At 41.4% G+C, this 20840-nt stretch carries 14 protein-coding genes and 1 pseudogene; 12 read left to right on the top strand and 3 right to left on the bottom strand.

Going from position 1 to position 20840, the window contains the following annotated elements:
* Positions 1 to 56: 56 nt before the first annotated feature.
* The 11 genes from ASD40_RS26115 to ASD40_RS26065 all read left to right on the top strand — a co-directional run bounded on the left by ASD40_RS26115 (position 57) and on the right by ASD40_RS26065 (position 15173).
* Positions 57 to 716 (top strand): FusB/FusC family EF-G-binding protein, encoded by a 660-nt coding sequence (locus ASD40_RS26115; RefSeq protein WP_057306040.1) that lies wholly within the window; start codon positions 57 to 59, stop codon positions 714 to 716.
* 422 nt (positions 717 to 1138) lie between these two features.
* Complete coding sequence (locus ASD40_RS26110) at positions 1139 to 2461, top strand: ABC transporter substrate-binding protein (protein WP_057306039.1); 1323 nt, start codon at positions 1139 to 1141, stop codon at positions 2459 to 2461.
* A 73-nt stretch (positions 2462 to 2534) separates the two neighbouring features.
* Positions 2535 to 3434, top strand: a complete 900-nt coding sequence (locus ASD40_RS26105; RefSeq protein ID WP_057306038.1) for a carbohydrate ABC transporter permease — start codon at positions 2535 to 2537, stop codon at positions 3432 to 3434.
* Positions 3435 to 3440: 6 nt separating this feature from the next.
* The gene (locus ASD40_RS26100; protein ID WP_057306037.1) at positions 3441 to 4271 is read left to right on the top strand and encodes a carbohydrate ABC transporter permease; all 831 of its coding nucleotides are present in this window, start codon (positions 3441 to 3443) and stop codon (positions 4269 to 4271) included.
* 29 nt (positions 4272 to 4300) lie between these two features.
* Positions 4301 to 5347, top strand: coding sequence for a glycoside hydrolase family 43 protein (locus ASD40_RS26095; protein WP_200957469.1), 1047 nt, complete (start codon positions 4301 to 4303; stop codon positions 5345 to 5347).
* A 196-nt stretch (positions 5348 to 5543) separates the two neighbouring features.
* Positions 5544 to 6866 (top strand): ABC transporter substrate-binding protein, encoded by a 1323-nt coding sequence (locus ASD40_RS26090; RefSeq protein ID WP_162251316.1) that lies wholly within the window; start codon positions 5544 to 5546, stop codon positions 6864 to 6866.
* Positions 6808 to 8646 carry a cache domain-containing sensor histidine kinase gene (locus tag ASD40_RS26085; protein WP_057306036.1) on the top strand — a complete coding sequence of 613 codons (1839 nt, stop codon included), beginning with the start codon at positions 6808 to 6810 and terminating at the stop codon, positions 8644 to 8646. Before ASD40_RS26090 ends, ASD40_RS26085 begins: the two co-directional genes overlap by 59 nt.
* Positions 8639 to 10240, top strand: a complete 1602-nt coding sequence (locus ASD40_RS26080) for a response regulator (protein ID WP_057306035.1) — start codon at positions 8639 to 8641, stop codon at positions 10238 to 10240. Before ASD40_RS26085 ends, ASD40_RS26080 begins: the two co-directional genes overlap by 8 nt.
* A gap of 183 nt (positions 10241 to 10423) precedes the next feature.
* A complete protein-coding gene (sigK, locus tag ASD40_RS26075; RefSeq protein WP_057306034.1) occupies positions 10424 to 11125 on the top strand; it encodes an RNA polymerase sporulation sigma factor SigK in 702 nt (233 codons plus the stop codon).
* 60 nt (positions 11126 to 11185) lie between these two features.
* Positions 11186 to 11860, top strand: a complete 675-nt coding sequence (locus tag ASD40_RS26070) for an ABC transporter ATP-binding protein (protein ID WP_057306033.1) — start codon at positions 11186 to 11188, stop codon at positions 11858 to 11860.
* A gap of 601 nt (positions 11861 to 12461) precedes the next feature.
* A complete protein-coding gene (locus ASD40_RS26065; RefSeq protein ID WP_057306032.1) occupies positions 12462 to 15173 on the top strand; it encodes a glycosyl hydrolase family 95 catalytic domain-containing protein in 2712 nt (903 codons plus the stop codon).
* Positions 15174 to 15211: 38 nt separating this feature from the next.
* Here ASD40_RS26065 and ASD40_RS26060 read toward each other — a convergent pair whose 3' ends face one another.
* Complete coding sequence (locus ASD40_RS26060; protein WP_235549384.1) at positions 15212 to 16108, bottom strand: AraC family transcriptional regulator; 897 nt, start codon at positions 16106 to 16108, stop codon at positions 15212 to 15214.
* Between the two features lie 663 nt (positions 16109 to 16771).
* Positions 16772 to 17647 carry an AraC family transcriptional regulator gene (locus ASD40_RS26050; RefSeq protein ID WP_057306030.1) on the bottom strand — a complete coding sequence of 292 codons (876 nt, stop codon included), beginning with the start codon at positions 17645 to 17647 and terminating at the stop codon, positions 16772 to 16774.
* Between the two features lie 194 nt (positions 17648 to 17841).
* Between ASD40_RS26050 and ASD40_RS26045 the strand changes: the two genes are divergently transcribed.
* The gene (locus ASD40_RS26045) at positions 17842 to 19653 is read left to right on the top strand and encodes a beta-L-arabinofuranosidase domain-containing protein (protein WP_057306029.1); all 1812 of its coding nucleotides are present in this window, start codon (positions 17842 to 17844) and stop codon (positions 19651 to 19653) included.
* Positions 19654 to 19884: 231 nt separating this feature from the next.
* Here the strand turns inward: ASD40_RS26045 and ASD40_RS26040 are convergent.
* Positions 19885 to 20610: pseudogene (locus ASD40_RS26040) on the bottom strand (IS6 family transposase); the annotation flags it as partial.
* Between the last annotated feature and the right edge of the window lie 230 nt (positions 20611 to 20840).

The following is a 20840-nucleotide window of genomic DNA, read 5'->3' as shown; positions in this document are numbered from 1 at the left end:
GTAATGGGGCTTTGCAACTTATTTTGTTTTTATCAAAAATAAGGGGCTGAAAAGCAATGAATCAACCATTCATTAGAAACCATCAATATAATGATATCAAGAAGCAGGTCGGTCTGCTGCAAAGTACTTGTAACTCCGTTTCCGATCGGAAAGTGGTAGAGTCGGTGCGATATAACGCGCAAGCCAAACTGAACGAGGTGTTCCCGGATGCGAATGAGCTGCAAAAGCAAGCACTGGGGAATATAACGTTACTGCAAACAGCAGAAGAGTTCCAGCGCTATTTGCGTTCCTTGGAGCCTTATTTGGCGGAATTTGCGCACGTGACGGAAAATCAGCTGAAGAAGCTTTTTCCCAAAATCAAAAAATTGAAGGTGCCCGACTTAACGGCCATCGACTATCGATACGTGACGTATCTCGGCTGGATCGATATCGCGACGAATAAATTGTTCCTCGTTTATCATCTGAATGGGAAACTCGTTGGAATAGAAGGGAAATATACGCCGACGAATAAGAAAGGCGTTTGCTTCGTATGTAATCGGCATGAAGAGGTTGCGTTATTTACGGCGGTGACCAAATGGAAGCCGGCAAGCGCTACGCCTGATTACTACAGAGCAATTGGCAATTACTTGTGTGTGAACAGCGAGGCTTGCAATAAGAATATAACCGATGTTGCCGTGTTGGAGAAATTCATACAGGATGTATTGGTTGGTCCGTAATCGCCGCGCAATGTATAGATGAGGAAGGAATCAATAAAGGAGCTGCCCCGAAGGTCATCAAGACCTGAAGGGCAGCTCCTTTTCTCACATGTGCGTCTTATCTGAAAATATGTCCAATGGTCCTTGAATATCGTCATGGTAACGTTTTCGCAAAGTTATTATAGTTAGGTTGTGGTAAACAATTGAGCAACGGGGTGATGAAGGATAAGCGATTGTAAGGTTAGCGTAAACGTTCTAGTGGTACGGGGAGTTGAAAAGAAAGAGCGATAAAAGGCTCCATTGGCGTGGGTTTTCCTTTTGATCGCTCGTCGGTAGTGAGACTGAATTCTTGCGAAATTCAATCGTCACTACAATTTTGACACAAATCGAGTTAGAGAAGCAAGTCCATTATTCTGTGTTCAAATTGAAGGGAGATTACATACATGGTTAAGATGAAAAGTTATCAAATGATGGGTTTAGCCGGGCTATCCTTGGCAATGGTGCTATCAGGTTGTTCTTCAGCTAAAACGGCAACTTCGTCACCAGCTGCGGCAACACCTGCAGCTTCCGCGGCAGCTACTAAAGCGCCTGAACCTGCGAAAAGCGCGGAAAAAGTTACCGTGAACTTCTGGACGCCATTCTCAGGTAATGATGGTCCATTTATGAAAAAAATCGTCGACAATTACAATAAATCACAAGAAAAATATACCGTGAAAATGACGATTCAGCCGAACGGCGATTACTATAAGCTGCTGGATACTGCGATTGCAACGAAAAAAGGTGTTCCGGATGTAGCGATCATGCATCTTGACCAAACGCCTACGTATATTGCTAAAGATTTGCTGCAGCCATTGGACGAAGTAGCAAAATCCGTTGGTGTTGAAAAAAGCAACTTCCCTGCGGCAACCGTGGATTATTCAACAAAGGATGGCAAATGGTACAGCATTCCACTTGATGTTCATCCATTGATTATGTACTACAACAAAGATTTGTTCGCAGCTGCGGGAATTAAAGCGCCCCCAACAAACCGGCAAGAATTTGTAGATGCAGCGAAAAAGCTAACTGACCCTTCCAAAGGTGTTTGGGGAGCGGCAATGCCGACCTTCTGGATTCAAAATTTCTTGTTCCCAACGATCCTATTCCAAAACGGCGGAAGCTTTTTAGATGATAAAGGAAATATCGCATATAACTCACCAGCAGGTGTTGAAGCCGTTACATTTATGAGAAGCTTAACGGAGATGAAAGTATCCCCTCCTACTGTTGCGCAAGATGGTGACTTTAACTTGTTCCAACAAGGGAAAAGCGCTATGCACTTCAATGGTCCTTGGTCCAAGGATGCTTTCGACAAAGCCAAGATCAACTATGGTGTTGCACCCGTTCCACAACTAGGAACAGTTAAACAAGCCGTTTTCGGCGGATCACATAACTTCGTCATTCCTAAATCAACTACTGATGCCAATGTTCTTGCCGGTGCAGGTGATTTCTTGAAATTCGTATCAGCCAATTCGATTGATTGGGCAGAGTCCGGTCAAGCGGTTGCTTCGAAAGTCGTACGTGACAGCGCTGCGTTTAAAGCAATGACACAGCAACAAACAGAAGTTGCTAAGGAATTTGATTATGTTCAATTTGCTCCTAAAGTATTAAATTGGGGCCCAATTTCTGACAGTATTTGGACAGAGTTAGCGAATGCTTTGCAAGGTAAGAAGGATCCGAAAGCTGCGCTCGATGATGCAGCAGCGAAATCTACACAAGCGATGAAAAAGTAATTCATAGTGAAAGGAAGGAAGGCGGGCGGGTATCGTTTACCCGTCTTCAATTCTAAGTATAGGAGGGAATTCGTTGTCAACAACATCCAATTGGAAATCAAAGCTGACTTCAAGCTTATTCATATTGCCGTATTTTCTAGCCTTTTTAGCGTTTACGCTCTTTCCAATCATTTATGGCTTTATCATTAGTTTAAAGCAATATAATTTACTGGATCCTGTACATCCGTTTGTAGGATTAGACAATTATAAGCAAATTTTTACGAAGGGTACGCAACCTAATGACCTCTTCTTCATTGGGATGAAAGCGACTTTGAAGTTTGTCGTCTTTTCGGTTCCATTTTTAGTTATTGTAGGCTTAGGCTTTGCTTTGCTGCTAAATGCACTTCCCGCAAAACTCCGGTCACTTTTTCGGTCGATTTATTTTATTCCCTATGCGGTTTCGGCAACGGTAATGGCCGTAATTTGGAAGCGAATGTTCGATGTTACCGGCGGATTTATCAATATGTTTATAGCAAAGCTGGGAATTCGTGAATTCGACCCGGTTCCATGGCTGCTGGATAGCCCCTTCGTATGGTTCGCATTAGTTATTGCTACGCTTTGGTGGACCATTGGCTTCAATATGATTATCTTTGTAAATGCATTAAATGGTGTACCTGAGGATCTTTATGAAGCAGCAAAAATAGATGGAGCGAACGGCTGGGACAGACTTAAAAGCATTACAGTCCCGTTTATTAGACCCGTAATTATTTTTGTACTCATTACTTCGACCATTGCCTCCTATAACGTCTTCGCCCAGCCCAATTTAATGATGGGGGATAAGGTTGAAGAGACGAAGGTTTTATTAATAGGTATTCTGCAAACGGCTTACACAGCCAGAGAGATTGGTTCTGCTTCTGCCATGGCTATTTTGATGGGATTAATGATTATGGTTGTTTCTATTATTCAATTTAAAGTCACAAATAGAAAGGAGTAGAGGACGATGAAACCTTCGAAGATTTTTTATGTGCTGTTGGCTTCGCTGCTAGGCATTGTTTTTATCCTTCCAATGCTATGGATGTTTTCAAATTCATTTAAAACTGATGCTGAAGTGATGGCGCCCGTGTTTCATTTGCTGCCTAAAGAATTTACATGGGATAATTTCCATACGATTTTTGTAGGCGGAGATGTTGAGGTTCCGATCTTTCGCTGGATTTTTAATTCATTTTTCGTAGGCTTTGCCGCAACGGTCTTGGTTCTATTGCTGGATACTATGGCCGCTTATGCGTTAACCAAGCTCGATATTCCTTTCAAAAAAACATTGTTTGCTTTATTCATTGGCTCATTAATGGTCCCAGGGATTATTTCCTTCCTGCCTCAATATTTGAGTTTCAGTAATTTGAATTTGATCAATACGTATTATGTACTCATTTTGCCGTATTCCGGCGGAGCTCTCGGTGTATTTTTGTTAATTCAATTTTTTCAATCCTTTCCACATGAAATTATTGAAGCTGCTAGAATCGACGGGGCTAATAAATGGCACGTTTTCACGTCCGTACTGCTGCCTTCTTCCGTTTCAATTGTTACAACACTTGCTATTTTCACCTTTATGAATGTTTTCAATGATTACGTGTGGCCGTTCTTCACAGTTACAGACTTGGGAATGCGAACACTTACAGCAGGAGTTGCCGTTATGGCAACCGGAAGCTTTACGGCTTCCTATGGTAAATTAATGGCGTTAGCCACATTATCAACGATCCCAACACTAATTATATTTATAATTGGTCAGAAGCAATTCATTCAATCTATTACAGCCACAGGAGTTAAACAGTAAAAAGGAACGCTGTCAAAGGTGGTTTTCATATGCGCATGTTGATTACTTTATTAGGTTGTCTCCTGCTATTGGCGGGATGCTCGAAAGGGGTTGTAGAGGAAGCTGTGAAGGAAACCAAAACTACGGCATCGCCGTCAAAGGAAGCGAAAACATTTACGAATCCCATACTAGACAACGGAGCCGATCCATGGGTCACTTCGAAGGATGGGACCTATTATTATACACATACAACGGGAAATTCGATTCGAATTTGGAAGTCGCAAACGTTAACAGGGCTTTCTAATGCTGAATATAAGGACGTCTGGTTTCCACCTGTTTCAGGCTCAAATACTTCAAACATTTGGGCACCTGAATTACATTATCTCAATGGGAAATGGTATATCTACTATGCAGCAGATGACGGTCAGAATGAGAACCATCGGATGTTCGTGCTTGAATCGGAGACAGAGGATCCACTAGGGAAATACATAGACAGGGGAATGATGGACACTTCCGGCAGATGGGCTATCGATGGAACAACTCTGCAAAAAGAAGATGGATCGTTATATTTCATTTGGTCGGGCTGGGAAGGTACGGTGAACGTGAGTCAACATTTGTACATTGCACCGATGAGCAATCCGTACACGATTAGCGGAAAACCAGTAGAAATCTCAAGACCCACCTATGACTGGGAGTTGGTCGGGAATCCTACGATTAATGAAGGTCCTCAGGTATTGATGCATAAGGATCAAGTTTTTGTTATTTATTCGGCAAGCGGCAGCTGGACCGATGACTATTGTTTAGGGATGCTGAGTACACAGATGAAAAGTGACTTGTTGAATCCTGCCTCATGGAAAAAACATGAGAAAGCCGTATTTTCAAAAACAGATCAGGTATTCGGACCTGGTCATAACTCTTTTGCGAAATCACCAGATGGGAAAGAGGACTGGATTCTGTATCATGGTGCGAAAACGCAAGGCTCTGGCTGGAATCGTAATGTACGTATGCAGCCTTTTGGGTGGAATCCGGATGGATCGCCTAATCTTGGAACTCCGATTGCGGAAGGCATTCCAATTGCTGTGCCTAGCGGTGAATAGAAATTTGATAAAACGAGGCTGTCCTCAAGGTCAATGACCGTAGGGATAGCCTTATTTTTTTCTGTTAAATGTGCGAATATCTGCCCATGATATCGAATCTAAAAATATGTCCATTACTGGAGTAATTAGGTCATTGGATTCATCTATCCTACTTTGTATAATTAAGAGATACTATATTTTAAATCGGGGGATTCAAGTGAGCGGTAAGCAACGATCAAGATTAAGCGCCACATTACTCCTTATCCTAATGAGTTCATTCACAATAAGCTGCAGTCCACAGCCGAACATCCATACAGAAGAAGCAAGCTCTAATAAGCTGAGAATCACCTTTTGGTCTCCGTTTAGTGGAGGCGATGGACAATTTATGGCGGAATTAATCCAGCAATATAATAATGAGAATAAAGATCACGTTAAAATAGAACAGATTAATAATAATTCAGGAGATTATTACCCCAAGCTCTCAACGGCAATCGTGACAGAGGAAGCGCCTGATATCGCGATTGTACACTCAGCCAAGTATTCCCAATATGCGCCAGCGGGCTTCCTGACAGATTTGAATGAACTGGCAGTCGAGGCTGGCGTTAATTGGAACGATTTTAATCCGACCATTTTGAAAAGCACGGTTGCCGAAGATAAGCATTTGGGAATTCCGCTAGATACACATCTGGAAGTCATGTACTATAACAAAACTTGGCTGAAGCAAGCCGGCCTTCTAGATGAGAAAGAAAAGCCTATCTTATCCAACGGCGAAGAGGGGTTTATTCAATTTTTGCAAAAAATCCGTGCGAGTGTACCGGAACAGATATCTCCTCTGGCCGAGCCGAATGTTCGAATTGATTCCTTCTGGTTATGGTATTCTTTCTATAATCAGATGAATATGGATGGTGGACGATTCTATACCGACGATGGAAAAGCGGCAGCCATTGATAATCCTTCTGCACTGCAATCCTTGAAATTTGTGAATTCTCTTTATACCAGTAAGCTCATCCATCCTAATATTAACGATACAGTTCAAACCTTTGCTAAAGGCAATGCAGCTATTTTAATTACGGGTGTTTGGGCAACGGGTACTTTTGAAAAAGCTGCAGATTTGAATTTTGGTGTCACCAAAATACCTCAAATCTACGATCATCCAGCGGTTTGGGGAGACTCTCACACGTTTTCTCTTCCCTATCATGAGAACCCGGATAAGCAAAAGCAGATCGCAGCCCTTAAATTTGCCAATTGGGTAGCGGTTCACGGTGCAAGCTGGGCGAAAGCCGGTCATATCCCGGCTGTTAAGAAAGCTGTAGAATCAAAGGAGTTTCAGCAGCTTAAATATCGTCCGGACTATGCCAGCTCGGCGGATGATGTGACATATTTTCCGAATCAACCGCGACAGGGAACGATTAATGATGAACTTGTGCGTGAGTTTGAAAAGATGATGGTGGGACAGACAACACCACAAGAGGTGCTGCATAATGCGCAAAAGATCATTAATACCAATCTTCAGATTCAGCAGAATACAGCTCCGAAATAGATTGCAGTGGATCAAAAATCTCCCTATTGCTGCAAAGCTCATTATTATTAGCTTTATTCTTATTGCCGTTCCGCTTGGTATTGCCAGTTATTTGACTTATACGAGCTATTCCGCATCTATTCAAAAAAACACCGGCAAATATCAGATGGACGTGGTGAAGGAATTAACAGCTAATATTGATACCTATATGAATGAACTCAATTTGTTAACCTTGCTGCCTTACCAATCACAGCAAATACTGAAATATATGGAAGCTGGCGGCTCGAATGCAAATCTTTCGTTTAACGAAAGGGTAACAATCGAGGATTTTACGAAGCGTGTTTTTGCTAATGGAAGAGTGGATATTTCAGGTCTAACCCTGTATAGAGTCTCTGGCGGTACTTACACGGCCATGTTGGAGGAGCAAGCTAATTATTCGCTAAAACGTGTAGAAGATGAACCTTGGTATGAAAAAGTATCCAAGACGGGAAAAGTCGTTTATATCGGTACTTTCAACAAAAATGGTTTAGATACAAATAACCAGGTGTATTCCTTTGCCAGAAAAATACGCAGTGTAGACACGGGGAAGGTTTTAGGCTATTTGGTGCTGGATGTGGATAAAAACGTTATTCGCAACAAAATTGAAGCTATTTCCAACGATAAGAAGAACATTATGATCGTCGATAGCGAGGGATCGATGATCTATAAAAGCATGGAATATTGGATTGATTCCGATAAATTGCTGCCATATAAAGGTGCGGGAACTGTTGTTTATAAGCAAGACAAGGATACGGAGCTGTTATCCTACTATACTTCACCCTTTACGGGCTGGACGATGATCGAAATGGTACCGCTTGCCACTCTGCTTCAGGATACCGTTTATGTGAAGAACTATATTATCCTGATCGGAGCTGTTTGCTTGCTCCTTGCATTCATCATTTTCACTATTTTCGCCTTGCGCATTACGAATCCGATTAGTGAATTGCGCAATTTAATGAAAAAAGTTGTTGTCGGAGACTTACATGTATCGATTCCCATCAGCAGCCGTGATGAGATTGGGCAGCTAAGTCAATCTTTTAATATCATGGTGTCAAAGCTCAGTGACTTAGGTTATCGTCTCTATGAATCGGAAATTAGAGAGAAGAATGCGCAAATATCTGCTTTGCAGAGCCAAATTAATCCGCATTTTTTGTATAATACGTTAGGTTCGATCAGCATGTACGCAGAAATACAAGGCAACCGAGAAGTGGTTAAAATGACCAATAACTTAAGCAAACTGCTGCGTTACAGCATCAATAGTCACAAAAGCCAAGTGCCGCTTAGCTTGGAACTAGACCATGTGAAAGGTTATACGGCTATCCAGCAAATCCGTTTTGAGGATAAAATTCAGTTCCACATAAATATTGAGCCGGAGCTGCTCTCCTATTCCGTAATTCGGTTTATTTTACAGCCGATCGTTGAGAATAGTATTGTGCACGGCATTGATAAGGGGAATGGTTATGGCAACATTATTCTTACAGGAAAGAAACAGGAAGATCATATGCTGATCACCATTCAAGATGATGGAGCAGGTATGAGCGCGGTTGAATTGCAAAATTTACTTGATAAAAAATTTGATTTTGCCTCATCTGAGGAGGGCACAGGCGGCCATGGTTTAATGAATGTACACCGAAGAATTGCTTTGCGCTATGGTAATCAGTATGGCATTAAGATAGAGAGCAGCCTTAAACAAGGAACAACCATTTTCCTTACTTTACCGCTCATAGAAGATCATCTTGAAGGGGGTAAAATGGATGCCTAATATACTAATCGTAGATGACGAAACGATTTTTCGTAAAGGTATTCGGCTAATGATTGCAGAGATGCAATCTGAATGGATTGTTATTGCGGAAGCTATGGATGGCGCGGAAGCCTTAGAAAAAATAGAAGAACTGCAGCCAGATTTGATTATTACAGATATCAAAATGCCACGGATGGACGGTATCCAGCTGCAATATATTGTGAAAGAACGTTACCCGCAGATTGCTTGTGTTGTGATGAGCGGGTATAACGATTTCCAATACGCTCGTGAATCCCTAAGATTAGGGGCAAAAGACTACTTAATGAAACCTTTTGAAAGAGAAGAGTTATATGATTTACTTGGCAAGCTGCAGGAAGAGTTGGCGCTAGAAAAGCAGCAAAATAAAGTCAATGCCAAAGATAGACAAGTACAGAATCAAATGCGTCACCATGTATTAGCAGGTCTACTAACGGGGAGCATTCATCATGCAGAGACTGAGCTGCTTGAGAATGTAGGCATTCTATTTCCACATCCTAATACCAGCTGTTTGGTTGCTAAGCTTGATCGAGACTCAGTAACGGATGAGAGATATTACCAAATGAATCCATCTTTGTTTACCGTCTACATGCAGCAATTTATTCAAGAGAGCATCGACAAATCCTTACTTGGGCATGTCTTTATTTTACATGATAACGAGGTTGTCGCTTTAATCAATCATGAGGAAGGAGAATCCTCGTATTCAGAAATAGAGAAACTAACAAACCGGATCCGCAAAGAAATTCGCGGGCAATCCAATTTTACGATCACCTTCGGACTAGGCAGTCCTGCTAAGGACTTGGAGTCGATTTCTAAATCCTACAAGGAAGCGGGATTAGCTTTATTGTACCGATTGGTTATTGGCGGAGATCGCTTGCTTTCTAGCGAAACCATCGCCGAGATGAAGATGGAGAAGTTCGAATGGCATTCCTCCGATTGGAACCTGCTCAATCAGTTTGTCCAAGAAGGCGATTTGGTTAATGTACAATACCAAGCTAGTCAATTCGTAACCAAGCTTTGCCAACAATGGCATGACCCCGAAATCATTCAACAGCAAATATGCAAAATGCTGCTTCACTTCTACGAACAGGCTGTCAATTTGGCTGTGGTTAAACAGTGGCTGCAGGCTACTGATGTGAAGCAAGTGTTGATGGATATTTACTCCATTTCGTCCAGTAAAGAATTGATCGAACGCTGCCAGAAACTGTTAGGTGATTTAAGTGTTTGCATGGCGAATCGCAAGAAAAAGTTTGTAACTAGTCCAGTTGAATTGGTTGTGCGCTATGTCGAAGAACACTATGCAGAATCGATTACCCTAAACATGATGGCAGAAATCGTTTATCTGAGTCCGTCCTATCTAAGCAGCTTATTTAAAAGCAAGCAAGGTCAGTCTTTTATCGATTTTCTTACGGAAAAACGAATTGAAAAAGCGAAAACGATGCTGCTCTACTCGGATGAGAAAATTCAAGTGATCTCGGATTCAACGGGCTTTACGAATATTCGGCACTTCAATCGCGTGTTTAAAACGCTTACGAATCGAACTCCTACCGAATACCGTGAGGGTAAGAATACGATATAACCTGAGCCATTCAAAGTCATTTAACTTTGAATGGTTTTTTCACTTTTTGAAGTATCGAAGTGAATAGGTAAACTTTTGTGTACGTGCACTTCTAGGCATTCCCCCACATAGACTAATAGTAATCTCTAAGCGGAGGCTACCGAAGCAGTCATGCTCCGCAATACGCTCAAGGGGGTAGCTGGAATGCCTGGATTGTTTGGTACAATTGCTTTATTGATCAAGCAGCTAACGCTACTTGTGTCCTACGTCAAAAATAATGCGTTTCCACAACCTCTCACAGAGGAAGAAGAAGAAAAGCACTTACGCTTAATGGCTGAGGGGAACGACAACTCCCGTAATAAGTTAATTGAACATAATTTAAGACTCGTTGCGCATATTGTTAAAAAATTCGACAACACAGGAGAAGATCTCGAGGATTTGATCTCCATTGGAACGATCGGATTGATCAAAGCCATCGAGTCTTTCTCGCCGAACAAAGGGACCAAGCTCGCGACGTTTGCGGCTCGCTGTATCGAGAACGAGATCTTGATGCACTTGCGTTCGCTGAAGAAAACGCGCAAAGATGTGTCCTTGCATGATCCCATCGGAACGGACAAAGAGGGGAATGAAATCACCTTGATCGACATCCTCGGCACAGAAGCGGATGATGTGGTGGATAAGGTGCAGCTCAAGATAGAAAAGAGCAAAATCTATCGGAACTTGGAAATCTTGGACGATCGCGAGAAGGAAGTCGTCGTTGGCCGGTTTGGGCTGGAGCTTGGCGGGGAAGAGCGGACGCAGCGGGAGATTGCGAAGGAACTAGGCATTAGCCGATCCTATGTGTCTCGGATTGAGAAGCGGGCGCTGATGAAGCTGTATCATGAGTTTTATAAGGCGAAACGGTAAGGGATATGAATCAGATACTTCATTTATTTGGACTCTGTGCAAGTAATGGAGGTGAAGGTTATGACGTTAATCCATATCGAGAAAGCCAGTAAATACTACACGATGGGCGAGGAAACGATTAAAGCATTAGATGATGTCTCATTAGATATTGAACATGGAGAGTTTGTGGCCATTATGGGACCGTCAGGTTCCGGCAAATCCACGCTGATGAACATTATCGGGTGTTTGGATATTGTAGATAAAGGTATCTATGACTTAGATGGTCAAGCAATAAATGTGCTTAAGGATTCTCAGCTTGCTGAGATTCGCAATCAGAAGATTGGATTTGTTTTTCAGAGTTTCAATCTGCTGCCGAGATTAAATGCCTATGAGAATGTGGAGTTGCCTTTGATCTATCGGGGAATGAGTAAAAAGGAAAGAGAGCCGCTCGTTTTACATGCACTAGAATCGGTGGACTTGCTGGATCGTAAGAAGCATTTTCCATCAGAGTTATCTGGTGGACAGCAGCAGCGTGTTGCGATTGCGCGATCGTTGGCAGGAGATCCTCCGATCATCTTGGCGGATGAGCCTACAGGTGCGCTGGATTCTAAGACGGGTGTGGAGATTTTAAACATTTTAAAGAGATTAAATGCACAGGGTCGGACGATTATTTTGATTACGCATGACTTATTTATTGCCCAGCAGGCGAAGCGGATTGTGCGGTTTCGGGATGGGCGGTTGAATGAAGTTGTTTAGTGTTTATAAGGCCGGAACTCCGAATAAGGGGTTCCGGTTTTTTTATGCACCTCACAGTCGCACAATCTAAGTGGTTCAAATCCACTCGGTAAACTTTACCCTTTAAAGTGCCGCAGCCGAAGTAGAGGTCTCCTAATCCAGCGGGGTTAGGATTGGCAGGGTGTCTCTCGTAAGAGGGAATCCTAAGGGCAGGTAAAATCCAGCCCGGAAAGCGGTGAACCAGAGGTGGCGGCGATGTTGGGTGACCCGCCAAACAAACGGGGAAACTTATGCAAATATGTATATCTTGCAGGTAAACAAACAAAGGGATATGACCTTCCAGGCTCATCGACGTGATTAGGATCAGGATGGATGGAATAGAATGTGCAGATAAACGAGGGAAGTCTCGTAGTCTCTTAGTCTCCTTGACGTAAACGTAGGTAACCTAAGTAGCTGATGTCGGCGTTCTTCCTCAAAAATTAAAGGAGAACGTGTGGCGCTACCCCCACTGTCTGCTAAATTGCGACATATTTGCTTTCTTTTACGTCGCTCTGAACGATTCATGAACCTTCCCCTGCCAGATATAATAAATACCATAGCAAACAGATCAGGAGGGGATAGTATGACTAAAATGTCGGAAATTACACGAATGTACGAAAAAGGCAATTACGCTAACACCTATAAAGAGGTGGCAGCAACAAATCCCGGATTGGCGTGGCGGGAAGGCATGATTAGTGGAAATGGCGAAAATGGGTATATCACGTCAGGATCGCCTTATACGGACAGCTTTATTTTTCAAAATATGTGGTTCAACTATCCGTCTCGAGATCCAAGAGCGATTCCAGGAGAATTAACGGGGCAGCTTGCTGATGCCAGATGGAATGTTTTTAAACAAAACGATCAATGGAAGATTACTTTTCCGGACGGTAAAACGAGGGTAAGAACCTATTTTTATAGTTATCATCCGGGACACCAGCTCAGATTAGGCGTGACTGATAAGGGAGCCGTGTCTGATTATGAGAGATGGACGAATTATGAAACGGCCGAAACCGGAGTACGATACACCGATGAATTTGGCGAGTGGATCCGAACCTCGTTTACATCCAGAGAAGACAATGTTTCGATTACGAAGATCTCACAATCCTGTGAAGGCGCTAAGATCAACATGATCATCTCCATTGATGACATTTCGAGCATGTACAAATCGAGGGATGGTATGTCTGAGCTAACGGCGCTTCAATACAAAAAGCTCGTGGAACCGAGTGCGGCATATATCGCGCAGGTTGCCCATTACCCATCCTATCAGGACAGCGAGCTGAGCAATGGTGGGTATGCAGGTCTGACGCAGATTATAGTTGTTAATGGAACCAAGAAGAGAGTACTGCTCGCTGACACGAATGAACCGATGAATGTAGGAATGGAACAGAATCCTGCGATCCAAGTGATCGACGCCGACGCCGTATATTTAATTACGCAATCGAACAGGACATTTGATATGGGCAAAATCGAAGATTTTGCCGGAATGACGCAATACGCTATCGTAGACAATTTATTTCAGAACACGAATGCGGTCGCTGAAAAATATAAAGATGCCTATGGTAAATTCGATTATCAAGCTGCACTCACGCCTCACGTCCTAAAGCATTCCGCAGAATTTAACGCTGCACAATTTACTCTTACAGGCGACGAGGATGACAAGAGCGCTGACAACGTAACGCTAATCAACGCACAAAAGGCATCAAAAACTAGAATCAATCATGCTTTTATGGAGCAGGTGTACAACCAAGGACGATATGCCTTACTATGCTGCAGCGGTTCAAGCGCTCCGCGCTTGTATGGGATGTGGACCGGGGAGTGGAATCCTGGCTGGCGAGGTATCTATACGCTTGACGCCAATGTGAATTTACAGGTTTCTCCGATGAATACAGGCCATTTCACGCAAGCGCAGCTTGGATACATCACTTTCTTTTTGAGAAACACGCCCGACTTCGAATACAATGCGCGAATGGCCTATGGGATGCATGATGCCCTGCAGGTGTCGGTAAACTCGGACATCGACAGGGCAATGCATGTGGAATACGACAATGACTATCCGTTTGAATATTGGAATGCCGGAGCGAGCTGGTGTCTGCTCCCGATCTTCGAGTATTGGCAGTGTTACGGCAATGGGCAGATTCCGATCAAAGACAACATGAGAATTCATGATCTGAAACCGCTTCTCAGTATAAAGGACGGTGGGCTGACGGATGAAGAGTTCAGTCAATTGATCGAAAATGGATTTCTAGATTTGGAAAAGGATATTTTACTTCCGCTGCTGACAAAGCAGGCTAATTTCTGGGAGCAGCTATGTACGCCGGAATACTATACGGATATAAACGGTAATGCGTGCTATGAGAAAGGCAAAACTGCGTTAAATCCAGGCGAGAAATATTTGCTTATCCCTACCTACTCTCCAGAGAATAACCCGATCGGTTACAACAGTACGATTACGGCAAATGCCACGATGGATATTGCTGCAGCGCGGGATGGACTGCATATGGTCATATCCATGGAAAAAGCAGTAAAGCGCGACGGATATGAAACTGCTGTCACCAAATGGGAAGTATTGTTAGGACTAATGCCGGATTATAAGGTTGACAAAGACGGCGCTTTACGCGAATGGGCGATGAGTGAATATACGGAAAACAACAACCACCGCCATTTAAGCCATCTCTATCCGGCATGGCCTGCTTACGAAACGCAGAACAATACGGAGTTGACGGAAGCAGCAATTATCGCGGTTGAAAACAGAAATAAATACAATACAGGAGATGCGACGGCGGGGCACGGCTGGATGCATAAGGCGCTGGTCTATGCCAGGTTAAAAAACGGCGACGGGGTCGTCTCGTCCCTTCTGCCGATGATGATGGATTCCGGTTATTACACTTCCTTGATGACAGACCATGACACAAACAGAAGAAACGACTGCTATTGTACGGATACATTATTTGGTACTGTGGGAGCAGTAAATGAAGCGCTGCTATTTTCCAATACAGGTGAAATTGAAATACTTCCGGCGCTACCCTCTGAATGGAAATCGGGGTCAATAAAAGGATTAATGGCAAGGACCCGGGTAGAGGTTAGTGGGTTATTTTGGGACACTAACATTGCATTTGTTACATTAAAATCAGTTGTAAATCAAAATGAAGTAAAAGTAAAAGTGGGTATTCCTTGGACAAAAGCAATGGTTAACGCCCAAGAAGTAGAGGCGCTTGACGATGAATTTGGTAAACATATTCGCTTAACGCTGAATTCTGGCATAGACGTTACAGTTGTATTTATTTTGTCCAATTGATGCGATGTTCGAGTTGTACACTTTTTCACCGTTTGTCTTCAATGACAGGTCACATTGTGATCAAAGGGCCTGCGCAAGGAGCGAAACTCACCTGCCGAGGTATTGTAGTATTTCTTAAAAGCAGTACAAAAATGTTCCAATGAAGAAAAACCGGCATGTCGCGCTATTTCACTAATGGTCATTGAGGTTGTAGTAAGAAGGTGAACGGCAGCTGTCATTCTTGATTGGGTCTTTTTTTGTGTAAACGATTGGCCATAATACTGTTGAATGGTTCTCTCCGTCTGTCTCACACTTAGTCCCAGTTTTTGAGCGAGCTTCTGTATAGTTAAATCATCATAGTTGTATAAAAAACTATTTTCAATGATAACGACTCTCTCGTCGTCTAAGGTTTTAAGCGGCATAGCAGAGGAGGTCAGAACATTATTTGTGTAGTTTCTGACCAGCTTGATGACGATCTGCTCGATAATATGTTGAACCGTCAGGTAGTAGCCGATATATTGATTGGTTATTTCATAGGAGAGTTGCTCGAACAATGGCAACAAATTCTGCTTGTCCTGACCGAACCAAAAAGTAGTTTGAACGAATTGGTTTGCTATAGAGGAAAGATCCGGATCATCGTTAATGTTATTGGCCAACACTTCAAAGCATATGCAGTATTCCGCCATAGGGTCGGAGAGAACCGTCTTTTGCTCGTGCGCAATATCTGGGCCAGTCATATAAAGAGTGCCAGGATGTATCGGATAATTTCGGCCGTTTGCTACCAAGATTCCCTGTCCCTGAGGAATATAATGCAGTTCGTAGCTTTTCATGCTATGGCTGTGTTCGAGAAAGGATTGATAAAAGACCCCGAATCTGATATACAAGACGTTTAACAATAAACCGCCTAACGAAATCTTAACGTTCATATTTTCGACATTAACTTTTGGGAGCTCCACTTGACCAATCCCCCCTTTGCAGATTCTTTAAATTGTTTCGTAAGAAGATTTCAAGCAGCCCTTTAATTTTATTATGTGTGTTCAACAAGCTTAACGCAAGCTCGTACTTAACAATGGTATTTAAAGCTTTAAAATAGGCACACTTATCTTGGAAATGAACCGTATCATCGTAGGTACCCTTCAAATTATAATTTAGACATATAGACATACAATGCTTTCATTTGAATAGAAAAATACTTTCTGATGCTGATAATCGAGTATGAGTATGTCGGCAATAAAGGAATGTGCTCTGCCAATCGTTTGAAGGCTATCAATAATTTTCCGTTCCTCGGGGAATAGGGGATTGATTACTTAAAATATCGACGATGCTGCTGCTGTAATAGTTGTCGGTGTAAAAATGGTAAAAAACTCCATTAATATTCTGAAACATATTTTCGTTATAAAATTTGGTTTTTTCAAGCAACTCATTTGCGTATTTCGATTCTGACTCGATTAGTTTATTCATCATATTTGAAATAATGTAGTAAGACATGAGAGATAGTCCTGTTATGATGATCACACAATAAGTAATAAGAATTTTGAAGAAAAATTTGTTTTCAATAAATTTTCTTTTCAAATGAAAATCACCATATTCTGAATAACATGTTATATTGCACAGTGTCATTATTTGTTCGTTCTATAAATTCTGCTCATGTAGTCCGAGGGCGAGATGCCATTAACCTTTCGGAAAACTCGGCTAAAATAAAAGGGGTTTTTAAAACCTAATATTTCACTTATTTCGGATATATTCATATTTGAATTTCTCATCATTTCTACTGCTTTATCCATAAAAACCTGCGAATTAAACATCTGAATGGTGTTCCCCGTCTTAGATTTAAATACTTCACATAAGTAACTGTAGTTCATATCGAGATAGGTAGAAATTTCTTCAGAGTCAAGACTATAAGATTCCTTTTGTTCAAGATAGTCAATTAGCCTCTGTACTGTACGATCTGATTTTGTAAGTGGATACGTAATTGAGAAGTCATTATAGAGTTCAAAAAAAAGTTCCATTGTTTGCATACTGAGGCTAATAGCACGGAAAGGATTCGATGACTTAGATAGTTGAATGATAGAATCTAATCTAGCTTCGAATTTTTGACCGTTAGAGGTTATCCCTTGTTTGGGTAACTGAATATATTTATCATATTCATCTTGAGTTAGTGAAAGCGATTGGTAAGAATTAAGGTTAATATTTAACTCCTGACAGTCCACCAAACTATTATCGCTGAAGAAATGAATCCAATACCATGAGGTACCCGCGGGTGTTTTAGGCTCTCCCCAATGATGCAAACCACTTTTCAAAAAAAGATATTCACCTTTCTTAATAACATACTCCGTGTCACCTTCCCAAACTTCCATCTCGCCACTGGCAACATATAAGAAAACATTCCAATCTAGTGTTCGATTTGGGTGGGAATATTCATTGTTAATTTTATGAAAACCCAAATCTTGTATTTTTATTATACTATCAAGACGTATTTCAATGTTGTATGACATACCCAATCTCCTTATTAATTAAGAAGTTATATGACTTAACTATATGATAATACCTGACAACTGTTTACAAGTTTAAAACCGAAAATAATATATGTAAACCAAAGTGAATGAATTCAAAGTTAGGAATAGAAGTTATAAAATACAGATATCAAACAGATATAAGTTTTCAAAAAAAATAATGCTGAGGTGTTATCATGTTTAGAAATTTCAACTTAAATGAAGTAACGTTGACAGACAAATATTTTGCATATCGTAGAGAGCTAGTGAAAAAGTATGTAACTGAATTTGACCTGGATAGACTGATGCATACGTTTAAAATTAATGCGGGGATTCCGTCAAATGCAATTCCTTTAGGCGGTTGGGAAGATGTTGAATGTGGTCTCCGTGGGCATTTTGTAGGACATTTTCTTTCGGCTTGTTCGAAATTTGCATTTGCTGACAAGGATGAAGAATTGAAACTTAGAGCTAATGCGATTGTTGACACGATGGAAATGTGTGCAAAACCAAATGGATATCTAAGTGCTTTTGAAGAAGATAAGCTTGATGTGTTGGAATTCGAGGAAAATCGTAATGTATGGGCACCTTACTATACGCTACACAAAATTATGCAGGGTCTAGTGGACTGTTATATCTATCTAGGAAATTCGAAATCCCTTAACCTTGCTGTGAATTTGGCTTATTACATTCATGAACGATTTGAGAAACTTCCCTTCTGGAAAATAGACGGCATTCTACGTTGTACCAAAGTCAACCCTGTAAATGAGTTCGGCGGTAATGGCGATGTTATCTATACGTTGTTCACCCTAACAGGAGATGACAAACTGTTTGTACTAGCTAAGATTTTTGACAGAGATTATTTTCTTGAACATCTTGCAACGGGCAAGGATGTGCTTGAAGATTTGCATGCCAACACGCACCTTCCCATGATAATTGCGGCAATGCATAGATTTAATATTAGTGGTGAGGAAAAGTATAAACGAGCAGCTTTGCATTTCTATAATTACTTACTTGGAAGGACATTTGCAAATGGCAACAACAGTTCTCGGGCTACTACTTTTATCAAAGGAGGAGTTTCTGAAAAATCGGAGCATTGGGGAGGCTATGGCGAATTAGGAGAAGCGTTGACCGGAGGTGAAAGCGAGAGCTGTTGTGCACACAATACGGAAAGGATTCTTCAGGGGTTGTTTGAATGGTCAGATTCCGTGGATTATCTACATCATATGGAAACATTGAAGTATAACGCTATTTTAAACAGCGCAAGTCAAATGACAGGACTATCACAGTACCATCAGCCTATGGGAAATTGTGTTTCAAAGAAATTCAGCGGCTTATACGATTCCTTCTGGTGTTGTACGGCTTCTGGGATTGAAGCTATGAGTGAACTTCAGAAAAATATATGGTTTAAAAGTGATAACTCGCTATTGCTTAATGCTTTTATTTCTTCCTCCGTGGTGTGGACTGAAATGAATGCCAAGATCACTCAAATTTCAGAATTTCCTGATAGTTCTCATTCGATTCTCGAATTTGATGTTAAAGAGCCGAAAGAGATTAAACTACTGGTAAAAGAAGAATCGGTTAAATCCGTGAAAATTAATTCTGAGTTAATTGAGCTGAAGAAACAGGACAGGTTCATTGTAATAGAGCGTGTTTTTAATAAAAAGGATAGGATTGAAATTGAAATTGATGCGTTCTTGCATTTAGTTCCTCTTAAGGGGACTGATAGCGTGGCAGCTGTGATGTACGGCAGCATATTGCTCGCTCAGGTTGGGCGGGGGATGAGTTTTAATAATATTTCAAATTTGAATATCAATGACAAAATTTTAAAACGTGACAGTGATAAATTAGAGTTTTATGCAGCAGACAATCAAGGAAATGAATCTATGCTCATTCCACTATTTCGAATTGAAGATGAAGAGCACACAGTATATATAGACTTAAATGAAAATGCTAAAGAATACAGCAGTTTTTCCTTTGCTAAGGATGGTAGCACAGCGTATGAAGAATGACCTGATAGGTTCGCCAAAAGTTCAAGGGGGAATCGGTCTCAAACAAGGTTTTGGTGCAACTATTGAAATTAATCAAAGATAGCCGCCTTATTGTTGGTTGACTATGCTGTCAAACCAAACAATTTTTTGATTAATTCAACTGCAGAGAGGACAGACGAATGATTGCATTCGACCTGTCCTTTCCTTATCATGTGCATGACTTCGATTCCCGCGATAGTTTTTTCGGCAGTNTAATTCAACTGCAGAGAGGACAGACGAATGATTGCATTCGACCTGTCCTTTCCTTATCATGTGCATGACTTCGATTCCCGCGATAGTTTTTTCGGCAGTTTTGAAAGACTTGAATCCCAACATTGGTTTTATGATTTTCTTTATGAATCGGTGATCTTGTTCAATAATATTGTTGAGATATTTCTGTTGTCGGAGTAACGTTTCTTGATTCATAACTTTCTCGTCCTTCAATTGCTGGACTGCGGCAGGTTACGCTGGGTTTTTATCGACAGTGATCACGCGTGGCGATTGATTGTGTGGTGAAATCAACACCTTCTTGAAAAATCGTTTGGCCGCAGGAGCATCTCGATTTTCAGACAACATGAAATCAATCGTATTGCCGTTTGAATCCAACGCTCTGTAAAGATATTTCCATTGTCCATTGACTTTAATGTAGGTCTCATCCGTCCGAAAGGAATCATTAGTCGGCTTTAAATAGAGACGAATTCGCTTGTCTAGTTCCGGCCCAAACTGATGAACCCATCGCATGATCGTTGTATGAGCGATATGTAAGCCCCGTTCTTCCATCATTTCTACTAAATCACGATAACTTAGACTATACTTCAAATACCATCTTACTGTTAGCAAGATAACCTCCGATTCATACTGCTTCCACTTAAATAAATCTAATCCCGTTTCCAAAGTAAATGTCCCACTCTCATGACTTAATTTCAATGATATTATCATGAATTAGAGCTTTGCACCACAACCCAAAAGGGTATTGTAACATTATGTCGAATAATATTGGTTGGAAGGGTATGCGTTATAACGGATAATTCTTTATATATGTAAGTGAAAGGAACTTTGTCCTTTCTATGTACTTAACTGTACTGCTAACGGACAACTTGTTACCGCTTCCATGTGAAGAATTCCGCGCAAATCCTCGTTATATTCATCAATGGAAACGTTAATTGTTG

Source organism: Paenibacillus sp. Root444D2 (assembly GCF_001426375.1).
In the GTDB taxonomy this organism is placed as follows: domain Bacteria; phylum Bacillota; class Bacilli; order Paenibacillales; family NBRC-103111; genus Paenibacillus_E.
Note: the sequence above shows the minus strand (reverse complement) of the source record. Positions and strands in the feature narration are given on the sequence as shown.

Coding starts and splice junctions, on each gene's coding strand:
- ASD40_RS26115 (WP_057306040.1), top strand. CDS start 57: ATGAATCAACCATTCATTAGAAACCATCAATATAATGATATCAAGAAG.
- ASD40_RS26110 (WP_057306039.1), top strand. CDS start 1,139: ATGGTTAAGATGAAAAGTTATCAAATGATGGGTTTAGCCGGGCTATCC.
- ASD40_RS26100 (WP_057306037.1), top strand. CDS start 3,441: ATGAAACCTTCGAAGATTTTTTATGTGCTGTTGGCTTCGCTGCTAGGC.
- ASD40_RS26095 (WP_200957469.1), top strand. CDS start 4,301: ATGCGCATGTTGATTACTTTATTAGGTTGTCTCCTGCTATTGGCGGGA.
- ASD40_RS26085 (WP_057306036.1), top strand. CDS start 6,808: ATGCGCAAAAGATCATTAATACCAATCTTCAGATTCAGCAGAATACAG.
- ASD40_RS26080 (WP_057306035.1), top strand. CDS start 8,639: ATGCCTAATATACTAATCGTAGATGACGAAACGATTTTTCGTAAAGGT.
- sigK (WP_057306034.1), top strand. CDS start 10,424: ATGCCTGGATTGTTTGGTACAATTGCTTTATTGATCAAGCAGCTAACG.
- ASD40_RS26070 (WP_057306033.1), top strand. CDS start 11,186: ATGACGTTAATCCATATCGAGAAAGCCAGTAAATACTACACGATGGGC.
- ASD40_RS26065 (WP_057306032.1), top strand. CDS start 12,462: ATGACTAAAATGTCGGAAATTACACGAATGTACGAAAAAGGCAATTAC.
- ASD40_RS26050 (WP_057306030.1), bottom strand. CDS start 17,647: ATGTCATACAACATTGAAATACGTCTTGATAGTATAATAAAAATACAA.
- ASD40_RS26045 (WP_057306029.1), top strand. CDS start 17,842: ATGTTTAGAAATTTCAACTTAAATGAAGTAACGTTGACAGACAAATAT.